The 26,331-nt window shown below is 48.1% G+C and carries 25 protein-coding genes and 1 riboswitch; of the genes, 11 read left to right on the plus strand and 14 right to left on the minus strand.

The window, feature by feature from the left end:
- Nucleotides 1–376 precede the first annotated feature (376 nt).
- Nucleotides 377–1,216: a mechanosensitive ion channel family protein gene (locus tag EYB58_RS01805; RefSeq protein WP_207309117.1), complete on the minus strand. Its 840-nt coding sequence runs from the start codon at nucleotides 1,214–1,216 to the stop codon at nucleotides 377–379.
- 257 nt (nucleotides 1,217–1,473) lie between these two features.
- Here EYB58_RS01805 and EYB58_RS01810 point away from each other — a divergent pair, with 257 nt between their 5' ends.
- Both EYB58_RS01810 and tesB read left to right on the plus strand, forming a co-directional pair.
- Nucleotides 1,474–2,250, plus strand: a complete 777-nt coding sequence (locus tag EYB58_RS01810) for a substrate-binding periplasmic protein (protein ID WP_111959378.1) — start codon at nucleotides 1,474–1,476, stop codon at nucleotides 2,248–2,250.
- Nucleotides 2,251–2,439: 189 nt separating this feature from the next.
- Nucleotides 2,440–3,333, plus strand: a complete 894-nt coding sequence (gene tesB, locus EYB58_RS01815; RefSeq protein WP_111959380.1) for an acyl-CoA thioesterase II — start codon at nucleotides 2,440–2,442, stop codon at nucleotides 3,331–3,333.
- Nucleotides 3,334–3,350: 17 nt separating this feature from the next.
- Here the strand turns inward: tesB and EYB58_RS01820 are convergent, their stop codons facing one another.
- From EYB58_RS01820 to EYB58_RS01845, 6 genes are all read right to left on the minus strand, one after another.
- Complete coding sequence (locus EYB58_RS01820; RefSeq protein ID WP_242637514.1) at nucleotides 3,351–3,743, minus strand: hypothetical protein; 393 nt, start codon at nucleotides 3,741–3,743, stop codon at nucleotides 3,351–3,353.
- Nucleotides 3,744–3,749: 6 nt separating this feature from the next.
- Nucleotides 3,750–4,799 (minus strand): prolipoprotein diacylglyceryl transferase family protein, encoded by a 1,050-nt coding sequence (locus EYB58_RS01825; RefSeq protein ID WP_111959382.1) that lies wholly within the window; start codon nucleotides 4,797–4,799, stop codon nucleotides 3,750–3,752.
- Complete coding sequence (locus EYB58_RS01830) at nucleotides 4,799–5,830, minus strand: phosphatidylserine decarboxylase (RefSeq protein ID WP_111959384.1); 1,032 nt, start codon at nucleotides 5,828–5,830, stop codon at nucleotides 4,799–4,801. The genes EYB58_RS01825 and EYB58_RS01830 overlap by 1 nt, the downstream gene beginning before the upstream one ends.
- 80 nt (nucleotides 5,831–5,910) lie before the next feature.
- Nucleotides 5,911–8,316 carry a hypothetical protein gene (locus EYB58_RS01835; protein ID WP_111959386.1) on the minus strand — a complete coding sequence of 802 codons (2,406 nt, stop codon included), beginning with the start codon at nucleotides 8,314–8,316 and terminating at the stop codon, nucleotides 5,911–5,913.
- Between the two features lie 150 nt (nucleotides 8,317–8,466).
- Nucleotides 8,467–8,877, minus strand: a complete 411-nt coding sequence (arfB, locus tag EYB58_RS01840) for an alternative ribosome rescue aminoacyl-tRNA hydrolase ArfB (protein WP_170299836.1) — start codon at nucleotides 8,875–8,877, stop codon at nucleotides 8,467–8,469.
- A gap of 38 nt (nucleotides 8,878–8,915) precedes the next feature.
- On the minus strand, nucleotides 8,916–9,152 hold the full coding sequence (locus EYB58_RS01845) for a hypothetical protein (protein ID WP_111959390.1): 237 nt from the start codon (nucleotides 9,150–9,152) through the stop codon (nucleotides 8,916–8,918).
- A gap of 9 nt (nucleotides 9,153–9,161) precedes the next feature.
- On the opposite strand from EYB58_RS01845, the gene EYB58_RS23745 reads away from it, so the two are divergent.
- On the plus strand, nucleotides 9,162–9,308 hold the full coding sequence (locus EYB58_RS23745; protein ID WP_242637515.1) for a hypothetical protein: 147 nt from the start codon (nucleotides 9,162–9,164) through the stop codon (nucleotides 9,306–9,308).
- Nucleotides 9,309–9,425: 117 nt separating this feature from the next.
- Here the strand turns inward: EYB58_RS23745 and EYB58_RS01855 are convergent, their stop codons facing one another.
- Both EYB58_RS01855 and thiM read right to left on the minus strand, forming a co-directional pair.
- Nucleotides 9,426–10,667 (minus strand): Nramp family divalent metal transporter, encoded by a 1,242-nt coding sequence (locus EYB58_RS01855; RefSeq protein WP_111959392.1) that lies wholly within the window; start codon nucleotides 10,665–10,667, stop codon nucleotides 9,426–9,428.
- A gap of 16 nt (nucleotides 10,668–10,683) precedes the next feature.
- The gene (gene thiM, locus EYB58_RS01860; RefSeq protein ID WP_111959394.1) at nucleotides 10,684–11,550 is read right to left on the minus strand and encodes a hydroxyethylthiazole kinase; all 867 of its coding nucleotides are present in this window, start codon (nucleotides 11,548–11,550) and stop codon (nucleotides 10,684–10,686) included.
- 170 nt (nucleotides 11,551–11,720) lie between these two features.
- A riboswitch (TPP riboswitch) is annotated at nucleotides 11,721–11,823 on the minus strand.
- Nucleotides 11,824–12,027: 204 nt separating this feature from the next.
- On the opposite strand from thiM, the gene EYB58_RS01865 reads away from it, so the two are divergent.
- Entirely contained in the window at nucleotides 12,028–13,443 is a 1,416-nt protein-coding gene (locus tag EYB58_RS01865) for a SulP family inorganic anion transporter (protein ID WP_111959396.1), read from the plus strand.
- Nucleotides 13,444–13,555: 112 nt separating this feature from the next.
- Nucleotides 13,556–14,377: an STAS domain-containing protein gene (locus EYB58_RS01870; RefSeq protein ID WP_278186425.1), complete on the plus strand. Its 822-nt coding sequence runs from the start codon at nucleotides 13,556–13,558 to the stop codon at nucleotides 14,375–14,377.
- Between the two features lie 99 nt (nucleotides 14,378–14,476).
- On the opposite strand, the gene EYB58_RS01875 is transcribed toward EYB58_RS01870, so the two are convergent.
- From EYB58_RS01875 to EYB58_RS01885, 3 genes are all read right to left on the minus strand, one after another.
- The gene (locus EYB58_RS01875) at nucleotides 14,477–16,087 is read right to left on the minus strand and encodes an acyl--CoA ligase family protein (protein WP_111959400.1); all 1,611 of its coding nucleotides are present in this window, start codon (nucleotides 16,085–16,087) and stop codon (nucleotides 14,477–14,479) included.
- Between the two features lie 196 nt (nucleotides 16,088–16,283).
- Complete coding sequence (locus tag EYB58_RS01880) at nucleotides 16,284–16,949, minus strand: response regulator transcription factor (protein ID WP_111959401.1); 666 nt, start codon at nucleotides 16,947–16,949, stop codon at nucleotides 16,284–16,286.
- A gap of 130 nt (nucleotides 16,950–17,079) precedes the next feature.
- Nucleotides 17,080–18,957 (minus strand): cache domain-containing protein, encoded by a 1,878-nt coding sequence (locus tag EYB58_RS01885; RefSeq protein WP_111959403.1) that lies wholly within the window; start codon nucleotides 18,955–18,957, stop codon nucleotides 17,080–17,082.
- A gap of 236 nt (nucleotides 18,958–19,193) precedes the next feature.
- Between EYB58_RS01885 and prmA the strand changes: the two genes are divergently transcribed.
- The 6 genes from prmA (at nucleotide 19,194) to hisA (ending at nucleotide 24,882) form a co-directional block, all read left to right on the plus strand.
- Nucleotides 19,194–20,114 (plus strand): 50S ribosomal protein L11 methyltransferase, encoded by a 921-nt coding sequence (prmA, locus tag EYB58_RS01890; protein WP_111959405.1) that lies wholly within the window; start codon nucleotides 19,194–19,196, stop codon nucleotides 20,112–20,114.
- A gap of 300 nt (nucleotides 20,115–20,414) precedes the next feature.
- Nucleotides 20,415–21,596 (plus strand): ABC transporter permease, encoded by a 1,182-nt coding sequence (locus EYB58_RS01895; protein ID WP_242637516.1) that lies wholly within the window; start codon nucleotides 20,415–20,417, stop codon nucleotides 21,594–21,596.
- Nucleotides 21,593–22,342: an ABC transporter ATP-binding protein gene (locus EYB58_RS01900; RefSeq protein WP_111959407.1), complete on the plus strand. Its 750-nt coding sequence runs from the start codon at nucleotides 21,593–21,595 to the stop codon at nucleotides 22,340–22,342. The genes EYB58_RS01895 and EYB58_RS01900 overlap by 4 nt, the downstream gene beginning before the upstream one ends.
- Nucleotides 22,343–22,360: 18 nt before the next feature.
- Nucleotides 22,361–23,425, plus strand: a complete 1,065-nt coding sequence (locus EYB58_RS01905; RefSeq protein WP_111959409.1) for an MlaD family protein — start codon at nucleotides 22,361–22,363, stop codon at nucleotides 23,423–23,425.
- Nucleotides 23,426–23,431: 6 nt separating this feature from the next.
- Nucleotides 23,432–24,094, plus strand: a complete 663-nt coding sequence (locus EYB58_RS01910) for an ABC-type transport auxiliary lipoprotein family protein (protein WP_111959411.1) — start codon at nucleotides 23,432–23,434, stop codon at nucleotides 24,092–24,094.
- 23 nt (nucleotides 24,095–24,117) lie between these two features.
- Entirely contained in the window at nucleotides 24,118–24,882 is a 765-nt protein-coding gene (gene hisA, locus EYB58_RS01915; RefSeq protein ID WP_111959413.1) for a phosphoribosylformimino-5-aminoimidazole carboxamide ribotide isomerase, read from the plus strand.
- Between the two features lie 186 nt (nucleotides 24,883–25,068).
- On the opposite strand, the gene trxC is transcribed toward hisA, so the two are convergent.
- The gene (gene trxC / locus EYB58_RS01920; protein WP_111959415.1) at nucleotides 25,069–25,515 is read right to left on the minus strand and encodes a thioredoxin TrxC; all 447 of its coding nucleotides are present in this window, start codon (nucleotides 25,513–25,515) and stop codon (nucleotides 25,069–25,071) included.
- A gap of 65 nt (nucleotides 25,516–25,580) precedes the next feature.
- Nucleotides 25,581–26,309 (minus strand): Rossmann-like domain-containing protein, encoded by a 729-nt coding sequence (locus EYB58_RS01925; protein WP_111959417.1) that lies wholly within the window; start codon nucleotides 26,307–26,309, stop codon nucleotides 25,581–25,583.
- Between the last annotated feature and the right edge of the window lie 22 nt (nucleotides 26,310–26,331).

The raw sequence follows: 26,331 nt of genomic DNA on the forward strand, positions 1-26,331 counted from the left end.
ATATCGGAAAGTGTATTGCAAAATGTCTGCGAAATCAAGTTCAAGACTTAGGACTGCAGATTAAATAAGTTGGGCAAAAACAACGCCGAATTTTGATTCATCTACAAGGCGTATTAAAGTTTGGATAGCAGGCCTATTGGACCTTTGATGCAACAAAGCAGATGGGCCAAGAGGCAAGCTATTTTGTTCAAGTTATTTAATCTGCGGTCCTTTAGCGCCTTCTACCCCAGGTGGCCAAAATATCGGTACGTTTAATGGAAACAACTCATCTGGTTATGGTTGAAAAGAAAGATCTGTGGAACCGACACAGATCTTTCAACTTTCGTCATGGGTTAAGTATAGGTGTCGATAGACCGACCAGGTCAGCCCATGGCTGTTATTCTTTGATTTCCTGGTACATATGAACATCCTGCTGGGGAAAGGGAATACTGATACCATTGGCATCAAGGGCCAGCTTGATGTTTTCATTGAGAGCAAAATATACCCCCCAGTAATCCCCTGTTTTAACCCAGGGCCGGACCACAAAATTAACACTGGAATCCGCAAGTTCAGACACGGCGATAAGTGGCGCAGGTGTGGGGAGAATTCGTTTTTCTTCTGCCAGAACACCCTGAATAACCTCTTTGGCTTTTTTTATATCATCACCATAACCAATGCCGATGACAAGATCCACCCGGCGGGTGGGGTTGGCCGTAACATTTGTAATAACATTGGACGTAATGCCGGCATTGGGCACGATCACTTTTTGATTATCCGGGGTATTCAACTCCGTGGTGAACAAGGAGATGCTCACAACATTTCCGGCCACCCCGCCAATATCCACATAATCATTGACCTTGTAAGGTCTGAACATCACCAGCATCACGCCCGAAGCGAAATTGGACAAAGAATCCTTCAAGGCAAGACCAATGGCCAGACCGGCAGCACCCACAATCGTCAGAAAGGAGGTGGTATTGATACCCAGCTGGCCTGCGGCAGCAATGACAACCATCACCATAAAAGTATAGTAAACGATGCTGTCAAGGAACCGCACAAGTGTGATATCCACCTTGTTTTTTTCCATCAATTTCATGATCAGATTAGTAATTCTTCTAGCCAACCATTTCCCTATCACCAAAATCAGCAACGCCGCAATGATCTTTACAGAGTAAGTGGTCACCCAGTAGGTCACCATCTCTATATATTTTTCAACGTTGATTTGTTTCAACCACTCCATGTTGTCTCCTTCTCAATTTTTCTATAGTTGTGGAAAATCGTCTCCCGGCCCAGCTTTTTTACCGGTAATATTACTTACTACCTATACACAAGTAAAAACGTTGTCAAACTAAACAGCAGAGTATAATCAATTTTCCACCCCCGTCATCAAGTTGAATAGCATTTTGTAATCCGGCGCAAAATCAGATATAGTTATGTGTTAAGTATGCAATGAGCGCTTCACTGAAGCCCTGTAAGATACGGAGACAACGGATACTTATGTTTAATTTTTTTTGCAGACTCAGACGCATTTTTTTATTTATAGGCATTATTTTTTTCTTCGCGCCACCCTGTGCCGGAAGTGCACCGGTGCTCAGGCTCGCCACAGATCCCTGGCCCCCCTATTCTTTAGGACAGAAAGGGGGGGCGTTAGAAAGTGGGTATACGTTTGATATCGGCACCGAGGTGAGTAAACGCCTCCATTGCACATTAAAGGCGGATCTTCTGCCATGGAGGCGGGTGCTGGCCTGCATGAAAAATGGCACCTACGATATTACCTTCCCCATTCAAAGCAAGCTGGAACGAAAGGCTTTCATGGTTTTCACCAATGTAATTCTTGAGGACCGAGTTTTTCTATGGCACCGGAAAGACCGTAAGGACGGCCTGTCCGAATGGCAAACCATTGATGATCTCAAACCTTACACCATCGGCATTGTTGCAGGATATACCTACCGGGACAAGATGGACCAGGCCATAGAAAACGGCATTATAAAAACAGAGAAAATCAACTCGCCTGAATGCAACTTTAAAAAACTTTTAGGAAAACGGTTTGATGCATTTCTGGAAAGCGAATCCGTTGTGATGAGCTTTTTTCAAAAGTATCCGGAATACAGAAACCAGATCACTTATGCACCCCAAATTGTATCCAAGGATGTCTTCAGAATCGGAATCTCAAAAAAATCACCGTTTGCACAGATGGTACCGGAGATCAACAGGATAATTCACGAGATGAAAGAGGATGGAACCATTGACCGAATTATGACACTTATAAAATAAGAATCTCAGATGAAATAAAAGACGCAAACAGATTCAATCAAAATTCAGCCTGAATTTGACGCAGTTTCTGCACCTGTCTTCTTGCCGCGTAAAGACTGAGATCCGCATTAAAAGAACAAACAAATGCCAATCATATGTGCCCCATGACAATAGGCGGCCCGACCAGTTTAAAATGTTTAGGTGAATCCCATGACAGATAGTATCAGACAAAATGTACTTAAAGAGCTTTTGGGGCTACTCAGCCTGGAAAAAATTGAAGCGGACATATTTCGGGGCCAGAGCCAGGATCTGGGCTACGGCGCCGTATTCGGTGGCCAGGTCTTAGGTCAGGCATTGTCTGCAGCATCCCGCACAGTGCCGGACCCTCTTTGTGCCCACAGCCTGCACGGATATTTCCTACGGGCCGGAGATGCCACCTGCCCCATTGTCTATATGGTGGAGCGCACCCGGGACGGCCGCTCGTTTACCACCCGGCGGGTCAAGGCCGTACAAAAGGGCCGGACCATCTTTTCCATGTCAGCCTCATTTCACAAATTTGAAGAAGGATTTGATCACCAGGATCCCATGCCTGATGTTAAAGGCCCTGACGGCGTGGAAAGTGATTACAACATGATGGTCCGCTATGCTAAGGATATTCCTGAAAATATTGTAAAAAAACTATTGTATCCCAATCCCATTGAACTGCGGGTCGTCAACCCGGTAAATCCCTTTCATCCCGTCCCCATGCCGCCGGACAAATTCGTATGGTTCAGGGCCACCGGTCCCTTGCCTGACGATGCCGCAACCCACAGGTACATGCTGGCCTATGCATCGGATTTTCACCTGGTCCCCACAGCGCTTTATCCCCATGGCAAAACCTTCTGGTCCCGGGACATGCAGGTGGCAAGCCTGGATCATGCCATCTGGTTCCACAGGGATTTCCGGATGGACGACTGGCTGCTCTACGTGATCCACAGTCCCAGTGCCGCCATGGGCCGGGGACTTAACCGCGGCGCCATCTACACCCGGGACGGTAAACTTGTGGCCAGCGTGGCCCAGGAAGGACTGATCAGAAGAGTGGACAAAAACAAAGTATCAGATTAGATCAACGTTAACCCGCGTCACTGCTTTTCTGCGATCAAACCTGCTCTAATCGTACGTATCAGATTTGCAAGCATCAGTAAAATCAGTGTCCAGAACACCACCCAGGCAGCCGTATCAAATTGTGGCCCGCCTGCCAGGACCGCATACACATAGGGAAACAGGGTATTAACCAGCACGAGTATCCCCCAGAAAAGGACCTTGGGCCATGCCATGACCCGGCCACTCAGGGAATTGACCAGCCGGGCACACCCCACAATAAATCCGGGCACGGTGATCATGTCAAGAAACAAAAATACCAGGGGATCAATCCCCCGGTTTTCCAGAAGGCCTTTGAATACCACATACTTTATAATATCGTAGCACCACAGAAAGCACATGCCCCAAAATTCATGGCACCTTCTAATTTTCATGCTCAATTAAATATTTTCCTTGACCACATGAAAGGAAATTTTAGATGCAGTAACAGTACTTCGGCCCGAATGAAGAAAGGAGACAATCCAGACGCCCTGGAAAAACAGAATCATGCCTGGATGCCACAGGGCTTTAAATCCTTTATTCAAAGAAACGACCACCTCGGGATCAGGAAAAAAGGCCAGCAGCACGATGGTGTAAGCAATGGCTGCCAGTGCCATGATCTGATACATGGAAAATTTGCGTTGGCCCCTGAAATCCGCCCTGAAGAATTCAGACACAACTCGCCAGATCTGGGTCACCATCAGGGTTTCCACAAGTGCGGTGCCGGCAAACCCCTGGAGAAACAGCAAGGTGCCGACAAGACCGGATATCGCATAAATCACGGCGGTGATGATCTGGATGGGAATCAACTCTTCACCGGCCAGCTCCGACGCATAAGCCACTTTTTTGGTATCCCCTGTAAAGACCACATTAAAATGTTTAAATACTTTTCGGGTGTGGCCGGTACACTGGCTCAACGGCTTGCCATAGCAGCAGCCAAAACTCAGGCAGGCAAGACGCCCCAAAGATTCTCCAAAGGTATACCCAATGCTCAAACAAGCCATCATCACAGCAACAGGCACATGAAAGTTAAAGGCCGTACCCAAGGTAACATTCACCAGCATGATGATCCAGGGTGCGGTCACCACACCGGCAAACACGGCCCCGCCAATGGTCAGGGTGGCTTTTTTCTTCTCAACAATCCGGGCAATAATTTTAGAAGCCGGAATGGTCACGGCCAGCAGCAGAACAGTCAGCAACACCAAGACAGCAATGGGTATCCCGGCGGATGCGGCCAGAACAACGACCATGATCACGCCAAAGGTGTAAGCATTGGCAGACAAAAGCCCGTACCAGGTCAGATTCATCCCCCGCCACTGGCCCTGTTCCAGCTTTTCCAAGGGGAAGGCCGCTACCATCTGCCACTTTTCTTTAGGCAACGTTTTAAATCCCCATATCAATACAAGACCAATCAGCAAACCCAGCCCAACAACAAAAAAAATGGTCCCCATTACAAATCTCCCAAAGTTGCAGTTTCACCAAAAGCGCATGCGTGGCCGATACTTGAACGCACGGTCACTTCGGTTTCCACAAGGGGTCTGCCAAACCCTTCACTGAAACGACTGCTCACGTCGGTGCGAACCTGATTTTCCAGTAAGTCTTTGGAAAAACAGATACGCTGCTTTTGAAATATAACAATGGTTGTGGAGGACCCCGGACGGTACAGGCTTTTGGGGCACCCCTTTTCCATGAAAAGTCCGGGCACCACAGCCTGGGAATTTTCATAGCCTTTTTTACTGTAGCACTGGACAATTTTTCCGATCATCATGGCCACCACTTCCACCATGCACACAAGCCCGCATCCGGTGCCCCCGGGTACATCCGTATCAATGATGGTGACCACCCGCCTATTTTTAGAGTAAGGCGTGACCTCCCGGACCACAGCCCCGGGGTTACAGGAATGAAAATATCCGTCTATCTCATAAATATCCAATACCGTTCCGGCCACGGGCGTATGGTTATAGTGATATTTATCCGGGGTAAGCCGGGTTACGGCAAAACTGCCAGCTTCAAAGGCCCCAAGCCACTGGGGTTTATCCCGGCCGATAAGCTCATAAAAATCAAAAAACTTGCCCTTAATAAACAGGGTTGAGTTTTTTGAAAAGGCCCCCACCAGAAGACGGGAATCTGCCGGAGAGACCACAGCAGAAACGTCTTCCGGCATGGGGCGAAGCTGTTCATACCGAATCTTGCGCTCAAAAACTTTTCGAAGGGTATCCAGTTTTGCAGGGTCTCCTGCCACCTCACTTAAATCAATACCGTGGGCAGCCAGAAAGGTTCTCGCATCAGTCGGGAGAGTGAAAAAAGGCAGATCATAGGAAACAGCCCCGATCACACTGGACATTCGGGCCGAAGTCATCAGACGAAACAAAAAGAAAGAATTTTCACGAATTGACGAATAAATGGTGCTGATAACGGAATCTGCCTTAAGGATTTCTGTTCTCACCTGCCTGGTTTTACGTTCTATATATTGATGTTTCATAATACCAACATTATGCCCGCACTTTGTTTTAACCGTGTTAATCTACGACTAAAAAAATATGTGTGAAGAATGAGGAGATCTTAAGTATTATGCCAGGCTTTCATCTCCCGGCTGACCACAAGAACCATCAGAAAAATAAACGTCTTAAGGGTTTCAGGCGCACAGGTATCATCCATGAAATCCTGACGCATGGATTTTAAAAATTTAAGTATATCCCGTCTGCCCAAAATCTGACCCAGGGCCTGCCCATACGAAGTATCCCGGTATCTTGCCCACAGGTCTATTTGCTCAAAGGCCTTGCCGAGCAGGTCAAACCCCTGGCTGACATGGGCCTTTCTCAGGGTCTGGCCGTAATAGCGTTCTGCTTTTGCATTAAACTGCCTGCTCTGTATGGACATAGGTTTATGCTTTCTGGAACCTTCAAGAATACCCTGGGTGATCCGGCCCCATGCGGCATGGGTCTGGGGCATATTGACCCGGTTGTCAAGGTCATCAAGAATGGGAGCGCCGTTTAAGGCCGATACAAGGTCAGGCGCATCTGTTTGAATCAGGGAAATCAGGGCCCGCTGGTATTCCCGGACCAGCACCCGGGTGTAACCGGAATACCTGTGGCTGTGTCTGGTTTTGGCTGTATTTTTCAAAATTTTAGCCAAAAACTGATTCCGGGTCCGGGTTTTAACAAAAAATGTTGGTACACCAATGGCCGTACAAAAAAATATCTGGCGGCGCTCGCTTTCAACAGCAGGGGAATCCGGTATCATGGCATGGTCCACCTGACGGGAATAGATATACTTCTGGGTTAGGGCCGTGATCAATACCTGCAGATCAGCAGCCTTTCCCATATCCCTGACAACATCTTCAAATACACTGAAGTAACGGTGTTCAAACCCGGAATACCCCATCTGATGGTATTTTCTCAAACGGACCAGCTGATACAGGGCCATGCGCCCGTCAAACACGCCCATGTCGGTCAGGTCTTTTTTAAGATTGGCTTCGCTTTCTAAACTGCCGTTCAAGGCTGGGCTCTGGAAGGTACTCATGACCGAAGTAAAATAGTCAATGAGTCGGCCATCCGGCACAAAATCTCCTTTTAGCCTGAATATATTTGCAATCAAGCGGTCCAGCCACACCGGGCCAAAGGGAGTCAGGGATCTGCCCATGACTTTAAGATGGGCCTTTTTCTTCCACCGCCGCCAGATCATGCGCAGATGGGTATGGGTCAGTTCGTGGGGCATAAAACCTAAAACCCGTTCCGGGTGAAACTCCTGAAAATCAATCCTGTGGGGGGCAGCCGAATAGGTGGTGGCAAACAGGGGCAAAAAATGCTCCCAGATTTTGATGGACAGATCGCCCGTATATTTTTCATCCAGGGCCGTAACCCCAGACCCCGAATCTGCCATGCACCGGGACAGTTTAACGCTGCCAAGACTGATATGGGTGCCGTTATTGGCCAGGCTGATATTAGAGGTGTTGGGCAGCACCACAAGGTTGGTGTTGATAATACCGGCCTCTTTAAGCTGGGCAACGGCATTGATCTGGCTGCGGGACAACACCTTGTGGCAGACGCTCATGTACTCTTTCTTATCTTCTCCCCGGTCCCATCCGGACAGGCAAGGGCTCATGAATAATTCTCGGTAGAACGCGTCTGAAATAACATCATTAAGACGTTTCTGGTCCCCGGGCGGGGTGGCGGAGAAAAACACCTTGACCTTCTGGCCATTTTCATTGAGTTCAAATTTATGCCCGGCATAGGCCACCAGGACCTGGGTCAAAAGAAAACGAAGCAGGGTTTCGGCAGCAAGCTTTTCTCCCAGGCTCCCGGAACCATCAGATTTAACCGGGTAAAAGGAAAAAAGTTCAGGCGAACTGTTGTCATTGGAAAAATGGGCGAGCATTTTTTCGCCCCAGGCGTTTACCGGCTCCGGCACACCTTTGTCACCGCCAATCGCATCGGCCAGGGCCAGCTTGAGCAGATAGGAGACAGGCACGCGGACCTGATTCTCACCATTTTTTTTAAATACGAAGCAGGCAGCATCCCTGCGATATTCTGATGTGGGAGTGGATTTATCGGCCTTAAGATCCTCGTTAAACACCTGATTGGCATACCGATTGAGTACCCTGCGGGGAAACCATACCCAGGAATTTTCCCAATCTTTGCCATCCTTGTCTTTGAGCAGACGTTCCAAGGCCACGACCCGTCGCTGGGGCGTTTCTCCGGTTTTGGCCTGTTCCACAAGATTCCGGTAATAATTGGACGTCTCAATGACCCGGGCCAGGTCGATATTTTCCCGTTTTCCCGCAACCACTGCCTGGAATTCATTTTCAGCCCCGGCCGTGACATCCCCGGCCATGAAAGGCAGGGTCTGGACAAAACTGTCAGCGGTCTGGTCATTCAGGCCCACAGCTGCGCTGATCCGATCTATACGACGTGCCATGTCATACGGTGTGGACACCTTTTTTTCGTTACGCTTTATGGCTGCAATCATATTGGGGAGCAGTCCTATCCGAAAGGTTTGTGGCTATTCAACTTCAAGAAAGAAAATAGTATTTTATTATTATATTAACGTTACAAGGATGCTAAGATTCTGTGAAATAAAAGTCTGTATGGAAAGTGCCAGCTGATAAAACTTGCTATACTATATGTCGATTCTTTTTCTTAATGTTTTAATCCTGCCGCGCTTATTTTTCGAATCAAGGCGCCTGGTTTTCGATGCTCGAGTGGGCCGGGTAGGTTTTCTTCTTTTCACAGGCCGGACAGCACTTCTGATCAATTCCGCAAGCCGTTCCAATCCGTTCTCACGGTTTTTTGCAGCACTTCTAAAGGTCATGGCCTTGATCACAATAACCCCCTGCCGGGTAATTCGCCTATCGTTGAGGGACAAAAGCTTTGCCTTAATTTCATCCGAAAGGTCCGAGGCATGAATATCAAAACGAATATGAACACCTGAAGACACTTTGTTCACATTCTGCCCACCAGGTCCCCGGGACCGGATGGGGTAAAACTCGATGCTGGTGTCCGGGATGGATATGTGATCGGATATTTTCAAATTCACCTTCCTTTTATATGAAAGTTCCGATAAGTTACTCAATTACTTTCATGCTTTGTTGTGGGTTGAGCCTGGGTGTTGATAGACCAGTCCAGCCCATGGCTGTTTATATTACAAATGCCGACAACATCTAATACGTCCTGACCGGCAAACCTGTCAACAGGATTTACACAGCGAAAAAACAACCGGAGAACGGTATTTCCCCCTGCATCTGCTTCTCCCGACACATCGGAGTAGGCGCCCTCAAAATCGCTGATCTTTTGGCCGAACGGCATCCCGGCATCATGAGTGAATTATTTAGCATGCTGATCAGCGAAAAGACCTTTTTAAAAAGCGACTATGCAGGGCAACTTGCAAAAACCGTCACCGTCACCGCTCTGGCAGGGCAGGCTTCCACTATCTTGAACTCCCTGGCTGTCAGGACACCGTAAGGACCGCAGATTAAATTACTTGAACAAAGTAGCTTGTCTTGTTATCCGTATTCTTTGTTGCGACTCAGGGCATCAGGAACATATGATGACTGAGTCGCAATATTTGGGATATCATGTCTAAATACCCCAAACCCACTTTATTCCTAGAAACAAAGTAACCAGCAACGCGCAGCCACCTGCAATATTCAACACCGGACCGTTTCTGTACTGCTTTGCCCAGTTCCTATCATTGAGCAGCCATAAAAATATTCCCACAAAAAGCGGTGTGCCCAAAAATGACAGGGCGAGCATGATCAGCAAAAGGTTAACCGGTCTGCCGGAAAGAAAGGATCCGGGAAGGGCAATGAGGCACCCAACCAGAATTATCAGCCTGTACCGGCGGCTTTTGGGGTGCATTTCCCAGTTCATTTTATCCCCAAGCACATAGGCTGCAGCAATAAAAGTGGGCATAATCGTTGAAAACACGGCACACCAGATTCCCAGACAAAAGAAGCCATGGGCATAGGTGCCTAAAAGCGGCGTGATGGCATCGGCCATTTCAAAAAGGGTATTCACATGGATACCGGCCGGGTGAAGTACACAGGCACCGGTCAAATAGATGGCCGTACAGTAAAGACCGAATGCCCCAAGAAGCGAAAGGGCCGTATCAAAACGGGCTGTTCCCAGATCTGACACCCCCCACCCTTTTTCATGCACGGTATAAGTCTGCATGGACAAAATGGTCACATGGATGGAACCGCCCATGATAGCGGTCATCATCAAAATTTCAGCTTTTCCAAAATGGGAGAAATCCGGCAAAAGCCCGCCAACAGCCATGCCCAGGTCCGGCTTTGCAATAAAAAGGGTGCCGATAAAGCAAACCACAAGCAAAGAGACAATAATCTTGCACAACATCTCAACAATCCGGTATCCGCCGTGGGCCACCAGAACATAGAACGCGATGGTGAATACGATACCCCACCAGGGGACATCAAGGCCGGATACATATCCGGTCACCGCAACCAGAATTTTTAAAAGCACCACATTGCAAAGCCAGATTACCACAAGGGCATCCAGTGTCACAAACCAGGCAGGCAGACTGCCCCATTTGTCCTGCACAATGGAAACAATCCCCCTCCCCCCGATCAGCGCAGTCTTGGCCGCCATGTACTGGCAGACGAAGGCCAAAATGACACTAAGGACCACCACCCATAAAAAATCATAGCCATAGGTCCCACCGGCCTTGGCAACACTTAAAGTGGTTCCAGGCCCCGCGGCCACGGCACTGATGATCCAGGCAGGTCCTAACGCAGATATAAAACGTTTGAAAGACATGCCTTTACCGGATGAATTATTTTGACCTTCTTTTAAATCCGCCATAAAAATCTCCTGTATCTCAAAGGCTGTGAACTTCAGCCCTGAGATATTGATGAATATCCGCTTCCCGAAGTGCGTACAAACTGTCTATAAAATGGGGCAGAAAAAAGCCCGGACCTGTCACCCGTGATGCGGCCAGTTCCCCGGCAATGCCCGTAACGGCAACGCTTGCAATCGCAGCGTCAAAACCGTTTTCAGCCACGGCATAAAAAGCGGCACAGATGGCGGAAAGCATGCACCCGGTACCGGTTACCGCACCCATGAGTTGAGATCCGTTGGCGATTTTAACCATCTTACCCTGCCCCAGCACCATATCCGTGTTCCCGCTGACAACAAGTGCAGATGCGGATTCAAGAAGCGCGGTGGCGCCGCTTGGCAAGTCATCCGCATTTCGATCGGGCCGGCCGTGCCCGGTCAGAATGGCCCTGGCCTGTTCCGGAGAAATCCCGCTGTCCACCCCTTTGGTGGATAAATGGTCTGCAGCAAGGGCGCAGATTTCCGAAGGGTTGCCCCGGATAATTTTTGCCGGGGCAAGGGTGCAAAGTTCCCGGGCAATATCCGTACGGAAGGGTCCTGCCCCGGCCCCCACAGGATCCAGGACAACGGGTTTTTCTACGTCTCCGGCAAGGGACATCAAGGATTTCATAACCGAAATACGATCCGCAACCGGGGTACCGGTATTAATGCAAAGGGCGTCCGATACACCGGACATATACGCTGCATCATCTTCTGCCCAGGACATCATGGGTGATGCCCCAAGGGCCAGAAGCACATTGGCGGTCTGGTTCATGACCACAAAGTTGGTCACCACATGGACCAATGGTCTTGTATCGCGCAACGCGGCAAAAAGCCTATAGGTATTTTCGGCCAGTTCATGGACGTGCATATGCTCACTCTTTCCTTTATATCCCGGGCATTTTTCCCGGAAAATCAATTATTGTTTCCCCGGCAGGGGACGCTTAAATAAAATAAGGCAGGGGGAAAACGGCATGTGGATTGAGGCGGTACACCACAAAATCTATACATGGAATCAAAAGGCGGGAATAAGTGGAAAACCGAAGGTTCTATCCGCTTCCCTGCGTCGGCATTATCCGCATCAGGTTCCAAGGGTCAGGAATCGCTTCCTTCTCAGCCGGTTAAAGCACCCCCAGCAAACGTTATTTTCAATAAATGTACTATGTACGGCAACCGATGATTTGTCAATACATTTTAGACACACCAAAGAGACGGGCAAGGAAGCAAATTCATCCAGTTTTGTTTGACAATTGGCTTGAAAGAATTATTTTATCAAAAATAATACCACAATGTAGTACTGATGATTGATATTAACCCGCGTCTCAACCCATTAAAGAGAATATGACCTTTGAACACTTCCCCCAACGAAATTCAATCATCATCTTTTTTCTCTATTCTGACATGTGGTTTAGTTACAGGGTCGTTACAAGTTGTCCTTTCCGTATCATATGCAGCACTTGTCTACGGTGGACAACTTTCTCTTTATTCCGCCCAAGGGGTAGGCTTTGCTTTACTCGGTGCTCTTATTACCGCAACATCCCTTACTCTTTTTTCTGCCTTACCCGGGACTGTCGGAAGTAATCAGGATGTGTCTGTTGCAATTTTCAGTTTAATTTCCCTGTCAATTGTTGCCTCCATGCCTCCTGGAGCTGATTTGGAAAATACATTTTATACGGTCGCTTTAACCATTTCGATTACCGTACTGCTTACAGGATTGTTTTTTCTGGGATTAGGGGCTTTTGATTTGGGCGGTTTGATCCGATATTTGCCTTACCCTGTAGTTGGTGGTTTTTTGGCCGGGACAGGCTGGTTGCTGTTTACCGGTGGATTGTCGCTAACTGTTGAAACTGAAAATTTTAAAGAAATTTTTCAATCCCATTTATTGGTCAGATGGCTTCCCGGTCTTTTGTTTTCATTCATTATCCTGGTTGTTTCCAAACGATATCGCAATAGCATTATATTGCCTGGAATCATATTTTCGGGCTTTTTTTTATTTTATGGCGCGGCATGGCATTTGGACTATTCCATTGATGATCTTTTGAAAAACAAATGGCTTTTGGGGCCTTTCCCAGAGCAAAGCCTATGGAAGCCGATCTCTGTAACCAATCTTTCCATGGTTGAATGGAATGTCATTAAAAATCAAGCTGCCAATATTGTAACCGTTATGGCTGTTAGTTCTTTAACCCTCCTGCTCAACGCAAGCGCCATGGAATTGGAAACAAAGAAAGATATCGATCTGAATAAGGAGCTGCGTTTGGCAGGTATTACAAATTTGCTTTCGTGTCTCAGTCCAGGTTTTGTTGGTTTTCGACAGCTTAGTTTGACCAATTTGAATTTTAGAATGGGGGCTCAAAGTAGAATAACCGGCCTTATTGGAGCATCCGTCATAGCGTTTACTCTTTTTTGGGGGATATCAATAGTTTCGTATTTACCAAAAATTATAATGGGCGGCGTTCTCATGTATTTAGGCCTGACTTTTCTTGTGGAGTGGGCCTATGAAACATGGTTTACTTTACCTAAAATCGATTTTGCTATTATCTGGCTTGTTTTGCTGGTGATTGCTACATTTGGTTTTATGCCTGGTATTGGCGTAGGCCTTGTTGCTGCAATAATTATGTTTGTTGTCAGCTATAGCCGTACCGAAGTTGTGCGTTACGAATTGACGGGAAATAACTATCAAGGTCTGTTCTCAGGGAATTCAGATCCGAGTCTGATTGTAGAAAAAAAAAAGGAATATGTATACATCCTTCGGCTACCGACGTAAGGCGGGACAGTTTGAACCGTTTGATCAAAGTCTTCCAGGACGTCAGCCTTAAAAATAGGGCATCTCATAAGAGGCCTATTCTACGGCGTGTCCCGGCTTAAAACGGTAGCCCATCCTTCAGTTACAAGGCTTCATTTTTTTTGGCACGGCTCATCGATTGTTTGAGCAGTTAAAGAAAAAAATAGCTTGTATCAGCAACGATGAAGATAATTTTATTATCCTGGATTTTCAGCGAGTTGATGTTTTAGATTCAACCGGCATGCTGAGTTTTAAAAAATTAAAAAACCTAATAAACATCTCCCAGACTCATCTTATAATTACCGCGCCCAATTCCCAAATACATCAGCAACTTTTAAACGGAGGCCTTTCCTCATCGCACCCTTTGATTCACTATTTCCCAGATTTAAATGCCGGCGTTAAATGGTGTGCAAAAAAAAGGCTCAAACAGACACCAAAACATCTTTACGATCCCCCATCACTGACGGAACGCTTGTTTATAAATTATCCCCAAAAAATGGATCTTTCACAACTTCTCCAATATTTTGAACGAATAAAAATTGAATCCGAAACATGCATATTCAAACAAGGGGCTTTTGCAGATACATTTTTTTTCGTTGAGTCAGGACATGTAGTGGAGAGGGGTGAAACACAATCACATGAATCTCTATTGCAGATAGAAACAATGGGAAATGGTCACTTTATCGGTTACATCGAATTTTATTTGGGTCTTCCTCGAGCAGTAGATGTTTTTGCTACTGAACGATGCATAGTTTATCAGATGTCCAATAAACGACTGAAACTGCTTGAAAAAGAAAATCCAAAATTCTCTGTCATGCTGCACCAGATGTTGGTATTTTTATTATCTGAACGAGTTACGCATCTCGCAAAAACGATACACGCACTGCAGCATAAAAAAACCATAACACGCTCTTAGACATTATCAGAAATAATATTGTCAAAAATCTGGAAGTATTAAAACAGAGGGGCAAGGCTTGTGCCTTGCCCCTTTTTCATAAAATATACAACAGTAAAATTAGTTAACCATACGGTCGTGACCTTCCCACTCCTTCTCCCGCAGCTTGAACTTTTGTAGTTTGCCTGTGGCAGTTTTGGGTAAGGGACCAAATTCAATAGACTTGGGAGCCTTGAACCGGGCCATCTTTTCCTTGCAGTACGCAATAATCTGAGCCGGATCCGGATTGGTACCGGCCCGGGGCACAATAAACGCCTTGGGCACTTCACCCCATTTCTCGTCGGGCACCGAGATTACGGCCACTTCCAGCACATCCGGATGGGAGTACAATACATTTTCGATTTCAACAGTGGATATATTTTCACCGCCTGAAATAATGATGTCTTTTTTACGGTCCATGATTTGCGCATAGTTGTCCGGGTGCATAACAGCCAAGTCCCCGGAATGGAACCATCCGCCCCTGAAGGCCTCGGTACTGGCCGCCGCATCCTTATAATACCCCAGCATGACGTTATTGCCCCTCATGACGATTTCACCCATGGTAGTGCCGTCCCTTGGCACCGGTTCCATGGTTTCAGGGTCGACCACGTCCATGTGCTCAGCCACAATGTATGGTACGCCCTGACGGGCCTTGATGCCGGCCTTGGCCATGGGTGCAAGGTCATCCCATTTATCCTGCCACTGGCATACGGAGTGAGGACCAAACACTTCGGTCAAACCATATGTCTGGGTGATGTTGGCCCCGATATGTTCCATGTTCTGGATCACCATGGGTGCAGGCGGTGCACCGGCGGTCATGATCTCCAGGCTTTTGGACAGTTTGACATCATTTTCCGTGGCAAAAACAGACATCCCGATGAGGATGGTAGGCGCAGCGCACAGATGGGTAACACCCACCTGTTCGATAATCCGATAAATTTCAACAGGATCCACCTTTCTCAGACAGACATGGGTGGCACCCATGGCGGTGATGCCCCAAGTAAAACACCACCCGTTGCAATGGAACATGGGCAGGGTCCATAGATATTTGCTGTCCACATCAATCTTAAACTCCAGCAACTCGCCCAACGCGTTAAGATACGCGCCCCGGTGGTGATACATCACGCCCTTGGGCCGTCCTGTGGTGCCGGAGGTATAATTGATGGCAAGTATTTCGCGTTCATCGTCAATGGCAAGGGCAACCGGATCATCGGGACTGTCCGCCAGAAAACGTTCATATTCCGGTCCGTCCAGGGGCATGGAATCATCAATGTCGCAAATATTGATAAAGGTTTTCACTGCGGTGAGTTCGGGCACGACCTCGGACAGTACGTTGCCGAATTCATTATCCGCCACCACGACTTTGGCGTCGGAGTGATTAACGATATAGGACATTTCATTGGCAGAGAGCCGAATATTAATGGAAACCAGGGCTGCGCCCAGCAAAGGTACCGCATAATGGGCTTCCAACATGGGTGGTGTATTGGGACAAATAAAGGCGACCTTGTCACCCCGGCCAACGCCAAGGGCCTTCAGACCATTGGCTAAACGAAATATCCGTTCCTGGAACCCTGTCCATGTAAAGATTTCATCCCCATAGATGACCGCAGTTTTGTCCGGATAGACTTTTACGGTTCTATCAAGAAAATTGGTGGGGCTTAAAATTTCGTAATTCACACTTTTGTCCGACATGACAGGGCTCTCCTTATTGTAAATAATGATAAATGTTTTCCAGGTGTCATTAACAACGAATCTTTTAATGGTTCAATCGGTAATTACCCCATATTTTTATGGCCGATAACCTGATGAGGCCTAGGCTTAAAACCTACAAGTATTTTCCCTTCGGTTTTACAATAACCGAACAGCCCCACCGGCAAAGGCGCCAACACTATTTTTTCATTTCATAGACCCAGTGCACAGCAGCCTTGACAAGTTCCGTGTAGTGTTTGAGCTGAAGCTTTTCCTTAATATTTTCCCGGTGGGTGCCCACGGTTTTCATGCTTAACTTCAGTCTTTCCGCAATTTCCTTTGAGTCCAGGCCTTCGCCCATAAGCCGAAACACCTCAAGTTCCCGATTGGTCAGGGTGTCCAGACTGAACCCCACGGCAGACGGTTTTCTTGAGATCATTCGACTGAGCAATTTTTCCTTGATCTTATCACTGGCGTAAATATGCCCGGACAGGACCTGACGCACCGCCTCCACCACCTGGGCGATGGCTCGCTGTTTCATCACATAGCCTCTGGCACCAGCCATCAACGCCCGTTCTGCATACATGGAATCATCATACATGGACAAAACCAGGATCGGCAAATCAGGACATTTGCCGCGCAGTTCCGCCACCAGGTCAATACCGTTGCTTTCGGCCAGGGAAACATCCACAATCATAAGATCAGGCATGTCCTGTTCAATGATCTGCCGGGCTTTTCCCGCCGTGTTTGGACAAGCCACCACCGTCAGATCCGGTTCTCGGTTGATCAGTTCACTCATACCCAGGCAGAAAATGGGGTGGTCATCCACAATAACAATGTGGGATTTTTGATGGGTCTGAATCATGCCGGGGCATTCTCCTTTTTAGCAATTTTTATCCGGGGCAGACGAACTCAGATTGATGCCTGTCCAGAAATAAGAATTTTCATCCAACGAGGGTTCGAAGAAGAGCTCCGCTCACAATTGGGAAAAAAGGCTATTTCTGGATAGGCACCATACTGACATGAATCTGTGTTCCCTTTGGTCCTGTATCAATGTTGAACTGCGCATCAATGATTTTAGCCCGGTAGGCCATGATCTGCAAGCCAATGCCCCGGCCCGAAGGCTCAGGGACAATGCCGGTACCATTGTCCGTCACCGTCAAATGAATCAGACCATCTGCCCCATCCCGGATCAAAGCAATCTTTATCCGATCGCAGTTTGAATGTTTAACCGCGTTGTTCACGGCTTCCCTTGCAATATGGTAAAGATGAATGGCACAGGAATCTTCCATGATATCCACGCCCTCGTCCATGCGGCACTCGAATCGGATACCGGGGTAATAGGAAAACTGATCGGCAATCTCCTCCAGGGCTGACTGAAATCCATGGCTGACCAGATGAACCGGACAAAGGCCCCTGGCAAGCAGCCTGGTCTTTTCCACAGCATCTTCCATGAGCACGCCCATTTTCCGGGCAAGTTCTGCGGCGGGGTCGTTCCGGGATTTAAGATCTTTCCAGATCACGGCGGTCAGACCTGAAATGCCGATGAGATGAGGACAAAGATCGTCATGAAGCTCCTGGCCGATGTTCATCCGTTCCCGGTCCCCGGCCTGCATTACCTGTTTTTCAAGTTTTTTGGACCGGGTAATATCCCGCTCTAACTCCTGATGGGCTGATTCAAGCTGGTCCATGAACAGGTTAAAATACCGGGCAAGCTGACCCACCTCGTCGCCTGCGCGGCACTCCATCCGGGTGGAGTAATCCCCTGCCGTGGCCGTGCTGAACCGGGCCATGAGCTGGCGAAGCGGTGTGGTAATGGTTCGGCTGAGGCCAAAGGTCACGGCCAACATGATACTGAAAAACAACAGGGAGATGCCTAAAAACACATTGCGGATGGTTTTCAACGGCTGGTAAAGCTCATCCAGGTAGGATGACGACGCCACAATCCACTGGTATTCGGGAATATAATTAAAAATCACCAGTTTTTTGCGTGCCCGGGTCTCCCCGGGATTTTTCCAGTAATAAACAGACCGGCCCTTTTTGCGTTGCATCATGTCTTTGAGATATTGATTGGGCAATTCAGGGGTTTGAAAAATATTAACATCCTGCAGGGCCGGATGGATGATGGCCCGGCCGTTCCTGTCAAAAACAAAGGCATAACCGCTTTGCCCGAATTTTAAAGAGAGGATACTCTGCCTGAAATCCTGGACATTGACAAGCCTGATGAATTCAGACCGGTAGGCCGAGGCGGCAATAATCCAGTCCCAGGGTTCAAAACGCGCCATATAAAGGGCTTTAGGCCGAATATTTTTTTCTCCGGGATTTTTCCACTCATACTCCAGGTATCCCTGTTTTTTTTCCATCATCTGCCGGACAAAGGCGTATTCAGCCAAGTTGCTGCCGATGAGTTCGGCTCTTGGGTGCACAACCACATCCCCGCGACTGTCCAAACAATAAAGATAGCCCGATGTTCCGATGGTCTGGCTTAAAATCACGCCAGTCGCTCTTTTGCGGGCATCCTCCCGGGAAAGGGCGCCGGCCAGGCTTTTTTGGTACAGATCGTTCAGTATGTCCAGATTCTTTTCCGCCACGGCCCGCAGATGATTTTTAATGGCGACATTCACAGACGTATTGACCATATTATAAATCATGGCGGTGGTATTGGTCAGTTCGCTTTCAATGCGGTCTTCAATATTGTTGCGCACATAAACATAGATGAACAGGTTGCACAAAAACATGGACAGAAAAAAAATCAGGGAAAAACTGATGAGAAACTTATACCGGATCTGAAGCGAGCTTAAAAAAAGCCGAATATCGAAAATTTTCCCCTGTTTGGTCTCTTTTGTTACATGTGTTGTTTCAAATTCAGTCACACCACCGTCCTATCAATTGATATGAATGCTGCCTGCTTTTAGCGTTAGGACAGGCAGGTATGGATTGTCAACAATAATGTTGATATAACAGCCATAGGCTGATCTGGGTTTTCACCGTGGTTCAGCCCACAACGAATATTGAAAAATCTATATAGGTTTACACAGACTTTCTTATAACAGCCATGGGCTGGGCTGTCCCAACCCGAGACAAAATATCAAAAAAGACGGAAAATACCATGAAATTCAAAAAAGTTATTGCTCGCTTCGATACAGATAATATTGACCTTGCCGAAGAAATGATCTGTTATATTTTCTTTTCATTCAACCTGAAAGGCGTCATCTGCGAGGTTCCCATTCCCGAACCGGATGAGGGTTTTGGCACCCGGACCCTGAAAAACCCTGAGCACAACAGCATTATCGGCTATCTGCCGGACACCGATGATTCCGATATCATAATTTCCAAAATCAAAAAACGTCTGGCAGAATTGTCGGATATGGCTGTCCAGGTGAATGTTTTATCGGAAATTGTGGATGAAAAAAACTGGGCCCATGCCTGGAAGGAGTATTTCAACGTTACCCGGATTACGGACAAAATTGTGGTGAAACCCGAATGGAAGGACTATACCCCAGCCCCCGGAGAGATTATCATCCACATTGACCCCGGTATGGCATTTGGTACGGGTACCCACCCCACCACATCCATGTGCCTGGCCCTTTTAGAAGAACATGTAACGCCGGGCAAAACCCTGTTGGATGTAGGATGCGGGTCGGGCATACTGATGATCTGTGCCGCAAAGCTTGGGGCAAAAGCCATGACCGGCATTGATGTGGACCCTATGGCCGTGGATATCACCCGACAGAATTTGGAAAAAAACGGGATTGCATTTGACGGCGTCACCCTTGGGGTCGCAACCTTGGATAAAACACCAGAAATCCAATATGATATTATCTGTGCCAATATTATTGCCCAGGTGATCGCACCCATCATGCCGGATATTGCGGCCCGCCTGGCCCCGGACGGAAACGCCATCCTTTCGGGCATCATTCAGGAGAGATTAACGGACATCTACGCAGCCCTGGATACGCAAGATCTTGAGTGTGTCAAAAAAAGCACCCAAGATGAGTGGGTGGCGCTGGTGGTTTGCCGTAAAAAATAATCCGGCTATACAACCAGGGCATGCGGTTTTTAGCCGGGTACAATGACTGTTCAATGGTAGGGTGGGCACGCTTTTTGTCCCCACCGGTTGTCCATAAAGTTGAGCCCATCTGATTTATCGTTCAGGCACAGAATGTTATACATACAATGGTGGGCAACACTGCGCTTTGCCCACCCTACCTGACTAATAAACGTTGCTGAGTAGAACGCCCCCCACAGGATCTATCTCTTGCCCCTGTGATCCGTTTATAACACCTTGATTCCCTGATACAGATATGATTTAATCTTCAGGCTGTCACTCATGATGTTCCAACGGGACATGGAAAAAAACAATTTAACGAACAATCTTAACGGGGAAAGGGATATTTTGCCTGAGCTGAACATTGAAACCGTAAGCCAGACAACGGTAATGCTTTTTTCAGGAAGGCTGGATGCCCCGGGCGTGGCCCGATTATGGGATACCGCAGTTAAAACGGTTAAAAAGCCAAACCAGGGGAGAATCCGGATAGACCTTGAATCCGTTGATTACATGGACATGGCCGGTGCCACCTTTATCTCTCATTTAAGCCGCCTTGCAGGCAGCACGCCGGCGGAACAATCCGACTTCGTGACCGGCGTGAAAAAAGAGTTTGCTCCCCTTCTGGATCTATCCCAAAAATCAAAAAACGAGGCATTACCCCCCCCGCCGAAGGTGTCCTATATTGAAAAAACCGGCAAAGATCTGGTTACGTCCCTTGAAGATGCCAAAATGTTTATCACCATGGTTGGAGAAATCACAGTCGCCCTGTTTTCGTGCTTAAAAAATCCGGGCCGTGTCCGGTGGGCCGACACCTGGATGGTGGCGGAACGCTCCGGGGTCAACGCACTGCCCATTGTGGCACTGATTTCATTTATCGTGGGCCTGGTCATGGCGTTCCAGGCCGCCATTCCCATGCGTATGTTCGGCGCGGAAATATATGTGGCCAACCTCATCGGCATTGCCATGATCAGGGAACTTGGGCCTCTGATGACCGCCATTGTGCTGGCCGGCCGTTCCGCATCGGCCTTTGCCGCAGAAATCGGCACCATGAAAATCAACGAAGAAATTGACGCGCTCACGGTCATGGGTATGGAGCCGGTCAGGTTTCTAATCGTACCGAGGGTCATTGCCGCCACTCTGATCACGCCGCTTTTAACGGTTTTCTCCAATTTTGTGGGCATCCTCGGCGGCATGGTTGTCGTTCTCTCCTTGGGCTACCCCCCCATTGCCTATTATAACCAGGTGGTAGGCTTTGTCACCTGGGAGGATCTTGCCGGGGGCCTTGCTAAATGTTTTGTATTCGGCCTTCTCATTGCCGCCACCGGTTGCATCCGGGGGTATCAAACATTGAGAGGGCCTTCTGCCGTGGGCGATGCCACCACAAGGGCCGTGGTATCCTCCATCATTTTAGTTGCCGTGTTTGACGGTATTTTTTCCATAATTTTCTTTTATCTGGGCATATGAACGAAACTATTATCAATGTCCGGCACCTTTTTGCCGGGTACAACAACAACGCCATTATGGAAGATCTCAACTTTGATGTCCAAAGTGGTGAGGTGTTTGTTATCCTCGGCGGTTCCGGCTGCGGCAAAAGCACGGTGCTCAAACACATGATCGGCCTGGTGCCGCCGGTGTCCGGCCAGGTCTTCATCCATGGCGAAGATATAATAACGGCCCGGGGAGGAGAACGCAACCGACTGCTTGCCACCATTGGTGTGGCGTTCCAGAACGGTGCGCTGTTCGGCTCCATGACCGTGCTGGAAAATATCACGCTGCCCCTGATCGAGTTCACGGATCTTCCCCGGGAAGCCATTGAAGCCATTGCCCGGGTCAAACTTGATCTGGTTGATATGGGGCATGCCCTCTATCTTCTGCCCGACGAGTTGAGCGGCGGCATGAAAAAAAGGGCCGCCATTGCCAGGGCCATGGCCCTTGATCCGGCCATCCTTTTTCTGGACGAGCCCTCTGCCGGGCTGGACCCCCTAACCTCCGCCGAACTGGACCGCCTTATTTTGGAACTGGCAAAATCCCTTAAAATCACATTTGTCATTGTCACCCATGAACTTGAAAGCATTCTGAGCATTTCCGACCGGGTAATCATGCTGGGCAAAGAAAAAAAAGGCATCATTGCCCAGGGCGATCCCAAAAAGCTCAAAGCGGATCCGTCAAACCCATATGTATATAATTTTTTTAACCGGAACCCATCATAATCCTTTGGAACCCGAGCTATGACACAGAAAACCAATTATTTCAAACTCGGCCTTTTTGTCATCCTGGCCTTTGCACTGACTGCAGCCATGCTTATTGCCTTTGGTGCAGGTAAGTTTTTCAAAACAGAAACCCTTGCCGAGACCTATTTTAACGAATCCGTCCAGGGCCTGAACATCGGATCGGAAGTTAAATACAAAGGGGTAAAGATCGGTGCTGTAAAATCCATTACCACCCCCACAAAAGTTTATGACATTGCCTCAAATTATGTATTGGTCACCTTTTCCCTGTCCGAAGACTGTTACGTGGGTCAAACCGGGAAAAAGCCCAAAGAACGTATGAAAAAAGCGGTCGACGACGGGCTTTCCGTCTTTTTATCCTTTAACGGCCTGACCGGGTCAGCATATCTGGAGACCGATTACAAAAAAAACGGGCCGGATGACCTGCAAATCTCCTGGACCCCGGAAAATCTTTATGTGCCGTCCCAGTCCAGCAACATCAAACAGGTATCAGACGCAATCAGCCAGGCCATGGAAACCTTAGGCTCCATGGATTTTAAAGAGATGAAAGAGGATTTTTCGGCCCTTCTCAAAAGCCTGAATATCACAAAGGTATCGACCTTGGCAGAAAGCCTGCTCAAAGAACTTCGCCAGACCAACAAGGACCTGGCCAAAATCCTGACATCCGGTCAGGTCAAACAGATTCTGACGGATGCAGGCGCATCGCTCACAGACCTAAAGCAGATTGTTCATGCCGCAAAAGTTCCCATTAAACAAACCCTGGCAGATATTAATACGGCATCAGGCAGTTTCAAACGCATGACCACCGGGCTGGAACAAAATTATGAAGGGAAATTAACCGAAATGGCCGATAGAATGGATACGGTTCTGGCTGGCCTTGAAAAAACATCCCGGCTACTGGAAAACATGATCTGGACCAATGCCGACGTCATTGAAAAAACCATAGGCAACCTGGAGAATACCACTGAAAACCTCAACCAGTTCACCCGGGAACTACGTGACTTCCCGGGCAGCCTTCTCATGGAAGCGCCGCCTAGGGCATCAACATCAAAAAAGGAGAAATAATCCGTTATGAACCACCTTCGTCCCTTAACGCGTTTGCCCTTTTTCATGATGATAACCTGCATCTTAACTGCAGCCGCCTTTTTAACCGGATGCGGAATTAAAAATGATTACACGAAAAAACAGATGTTCAGACTGTATGCCGACGGCAACGCCCCTTCCGGCCAAAGCAACCGCTCAGCCGGGGCTCCTTTGGTGATCAAACGCCTGGACATTTCGCCGGAATTCAGCGGCGCGGGATTTGTCTACCGGGTGGGTCAAAACCGGTTTACCCAGGATTATTATAACAACTATATAACATCACCGGCCCGCATGATCAGTGATGTGATGCTTGAAGCCCTGGTCGATACGCCTCAATTTGCCCCGGCACCCCAAAACCGGATTCCGGACGATATCTTTCAGTTATGGGGTAAAATTACAGCACTTTATAGTGACCAGCGCAATACATCTGCGGTATCGGCGGTGGTGACCATGGCGCTCAACCTTGACCGGTTGAACAAAGACGGGTTTACACCGATTCTGTCAAAAACCTATTCCAGGCAAATTCCCCTGGGCAAGAATACCAGTCCCCAAGCCTATATCCAGGCCCTTAATAGTGGACTATCCGAAATTGTCAAAGATATTGTGTCGGATTATCAAAACTTACCGACCCGACAAGCTGTTACGGAATAAATAATTTTTAGGATATATTTTATATGAAATTTCGCCCCTGCATTGATCTTCGAAACGGCCAAGTAGTCCAGATTGTGGGCGGCACCCTGTCTGACAAAACCCAGGACAGCCTTATCACCAATTTTGAAAGTGCCCGAACCCCGGCACAGTTTGCACAGATGTACCAGGCTGACCAGCTTTTCGGCGGCCATGTCATTGCCCTTGGCCCTGGAAATACCCAGTCCGCTCTTGAAGCCTTGCAAGCCTTCCCCGGCGGTCTTCAGATGGGTGGTGGTATTCATCCTGAAAATGCACACACCTTTCTGGATGCAGGCGCATCCCATGTCATCGTGACGTCTTATGTGTTTTCCAAAGGCCGCATGGACATGGACAAGCTCAATACCCTGGTGAATGCCGTGGGCAAAAAACGCCTGGTTCTGGATCTAAGCTGCCGTAAAAGGGACGGACAATTCTGGATTGTAACGGACCGCTGGCAAAATTTCACAGAAATGGCCGTAACCCCCGCCACCATCGGACATCTGTCCGCATTCTGTGACGAATTTCTCATTCACGGTGTGGATGTGGAAGGCAAAATGCAGGGTATCCAGGAAGAACTGGTGACACTACTGGGGGAGCACAGCCCCATCCCAGCCACCTATGCCGGCGGCGCAGGCCATTTTTCAGACCTGGACCGGGTAAAAGACCTTGGCCAGGGCCGTGTGGACCTGACCATCGGTTCAGCCCTGGACATATTTGGCGGCACCATCCCTTACCAAGAGGTCGTGGCGTGGCACAAGACTCAAAAATAGCCATCCAAACAGAGAAGATCTATATAGTACCTGAATGGGAATTCGTGTTTGGGCGAAAAGTTGCCCAGATGCAAGGCGCAAGCAAAGCTGAAACCGGAGCGTACTATAGTACGTGAAGCCCGATTTAATGATTTGGCAGCTTTGTGCAGCAACGCCGCAGGTGGTGGGTGACTTTTCGTTCAAACACTAAATAAATGATTTTATCCTGGCCTCTAAAGCCTCCTTGGGCAAAGCCCCTGTGACCTGATCCACCAGACTGCCGTTTTTCACGAAAAGCATGGTGGGAATGCTTTGAATGCGGTATTTTGAGCCGGTTCCAGGATTTTCATCCACATTGACCTTGGCAATTTTAAGCCGCCCCCGGTACGTTTTTGCCAGGCCATCCAGAATGGGGCCCACAGCCCGGCAGGGACCACACCAGGGGGCCCAGCAGTCCACCAGCACCGGCAGGGATGACTGCATGACCTCCTGATCAAAATTGGCATCCGTAACATTCACGGGGGTATCAAAAATTTCAAATCGCAACATTGTTCCGCACTTGCCGCACTTGGGGCTTTCCGAAATCTTGTTTTCAGGCACCCGGTTTTTTGCCCCACACTTCGTACACCGAATAATCAATTGGTTCTCACCCATGTTTTTTATCCCTCTTTCTTAATGGTGAAATAAAATACTCAATGCGACTATAAGGACCGATGTCCTCAGTGCCCGCAATGGCAATAGCTTGAAAGCCCCAAAATTTTAGCCGGGGCACTGATGGTCACCCCGAAAAAGATGGCAGGTTTACCGCTGCTCAAAAAATGGGTAATGGTGCCGTTCACAATGGTTGACCCGGTGGCAAATATCATGTCACACCAGTCAAGGGCTTCCTCGAAATTTTCCCCGGATTCTATACGCACCCCAAACTTTTCGGAGCCCACGTTGTCCGGGTCAAGGTCCAGGACCCGCACCGTATTCTGTTTGGCAAGATATTCCAGAAATCTGGGTTGAAGCCCGACCAGAAGAATCTTTTTCCCTGAAAACTGCGGTTGTTCAATCAGATTGTTGGCACACTCCACCGGTTCCTTGTCCTTGCAATGTATTGTTTTTTCACAAAGATCCAAGGCTCTGTAAACCGCATTGAGCCCTGCAATGAAAATTGCTCGGTCACTGGTTTTTGTGTGGTCCAATTCAAGCAGACCATCCACGGACAAAGAGATATCCGTGTACTCGTCCGTAAAGGACTGACCCACAGCCCCGTTAAACGTTGCCGCCATCATCACCTCTTTACCTTTGACAATGGGGTAGTCATCATGCTCCGGGGTGCCGATGGCCTCTTCTACGGACAAAGGTTTACACTTGATGTCAATTCTTTTGTTTGCCAGGTCGTGGCGGACAATTTCTGATTTTAAGGCGTCTTTTAGTTGAATGTAAATGTCGTTGATATTCATTTTATTTCCTTCTATTCGTTCA

It is taken from the genome of Desulfobacter hydrogenophilus (assembly GCF_004319545.1).
GTDB lineage: Bacteria > Desulfobacterota > Desulfobacteria > Desulfobacterales > Desulfobacteraceae > Desulfobacter > Desulfobacter hydrogenophilus.

Excerpts from the sequence above, each read along its gene's own strand:
- prmA (WP_111959405.1), top strand. The coding sequence starts at position 19,194 with ATGAAATTCAAAAAAGTTATTGCTCGCTTCGATACAGATAATATTGAC.
- EYB58_RS01820 (WP_242637514.1), bottom strand. The coding sequence starts at position 3,743 with ATGAAAATTAGAAGGTGCCATGAATTTTGGGGCATGTGCTTTCTGTGG.
- EYB58_RS01825 (WP_111959382.1), bottom strand. The coding sequence starts at position 4,799 with ATGGGGACCATTTTTTTTGTTGTTGGGCTGGGTTTGCTGATTGGTCTT.
- EYB58_RS01895 (WP_242637516.1), top strand. The coding sequence starts at position 20,415 with ATGATGTTCCAACGGGACATGGAAAAAAACAATTTAACGAACAATCTT.
- EYB58_RS01900 (WP_111959407.1), top strand. The coding sequence starts at position 21,593 with ATGAACGAAACTATTATCAATGTCCGGCACCTTTTTGCCGGGTACAAC.
- EYB58_RS01845 (WP_111959390.1), bottom strand. The coding sequence starts at position 9,152 with ATGCCGTTCGGCCAAAAGATCAGCGATTTTGAGGGCGCCTACTCCGAT.
- thiM (WP_111959394.1), bottom strand. The coding sequence starts at position 11,550 with ATGCACGTCCATGAACTGGCCGAAAATACCTATAGGCTTTTTGCCGCG.
- EYB58_RS01835 (WP_111959386.1), bottom strand. The coding sequence starts at position 8,316 with ATGATTGCAGCCATAAAGCGTAACGAAAAAAAGGTGTCCACACCGTAT.
- EYB58_RS01830 (WP_111959384.1), bottom strand. The coding sequence starts at position 5,830 with ATGAAACATCAATATATAGAACGTAAAACCAGGCAGGTGAGAACAGAA.
- EYB58_RS01875 (WP_111959400.1), bottom strand. The coding sequence starts at position 16,087 with ATGTCGGACAAAAGTGTGAATTACGAAATTTTAAGCCCCACCAATTTT.
- EYB58_RS23745 (WP_242637515.1), top strand. The coding sequence starts at position 9,162 with ATGAGTGAATTATTTAGCATGCTGATCAGCGAAAAGACCTTTTTAAAA.
- hisA (WP_111959413.1), top strand. The coding sequence starts at position 24,118 with ATGAAATTTCGCCCCTGCATTGATCTTCGAAACGGCCAAGTAGTCCAG.
- tesB (WP_111959380.1), top strand. The coding sequence starts at position 2,440 with ATGACAGATAGTATCAGACAAAATGTACTTAAAGAGCTTTTGGGGCTA.
- EYB58_RS01905 (WP_111959409.1), top strand. The coding sequence starts at position 22,361 with ATGACACAGAAAACCAATTATTTCAAACTCGGCCTTTTTGTCATCCTG.
- EYB58_RS01855 (WP_111959392.1), bottom strand. The coding sequence starts at position 10,667 with ATGGCGGATTTAAAAGAAGGTCAAAATAATTCATCCGGTAAAGGCATG.
- trxC (WP_111959415.1), bottom strand. The coding sequence starts at position 25,515 with ATGGGTGAGAACCAATTGATTATTCGGTGTACGAAGTGTGGGGCAAAA.
- EYB58_RS01805 (WP_207309117.1), bottom strand. The coding sequence starts at position 1,216 with ATGGAGTGGTTGAAACAAATCAACGTTGAAAAATATATAGAGATGGTG.
- EYB58_RS01810 (WP_111959378.1), top strand. The coding sequence starts at position 1,474 with ATGTTTAATTTTTTTTGCAGACTCAGACGCATTTTTTTATTTATAGGC.
- EYB58_RS01880 (WP_111959401.1), bottom strand. The coding sequence starts at position 16,949 with ATGATTCAGACCCATCAAAAATCCCACATTGTTATTGTGGATGACCAC.
- EYB58_RS01910 (WP_111959411.1), top strand. The coding sequence starts at position 23,432 with ATGAACCACCTTCGTCCCTTAACGCGTTTGCCCTTTTTCATGATGATA.
- EYB58_RS01925 (WP_111959417.1), bottom strand. The coding sequence starts at position 26,309 with ATGAATATCAACGACATTTACATTCAACTAAAAGACGCCTTAAAATCA.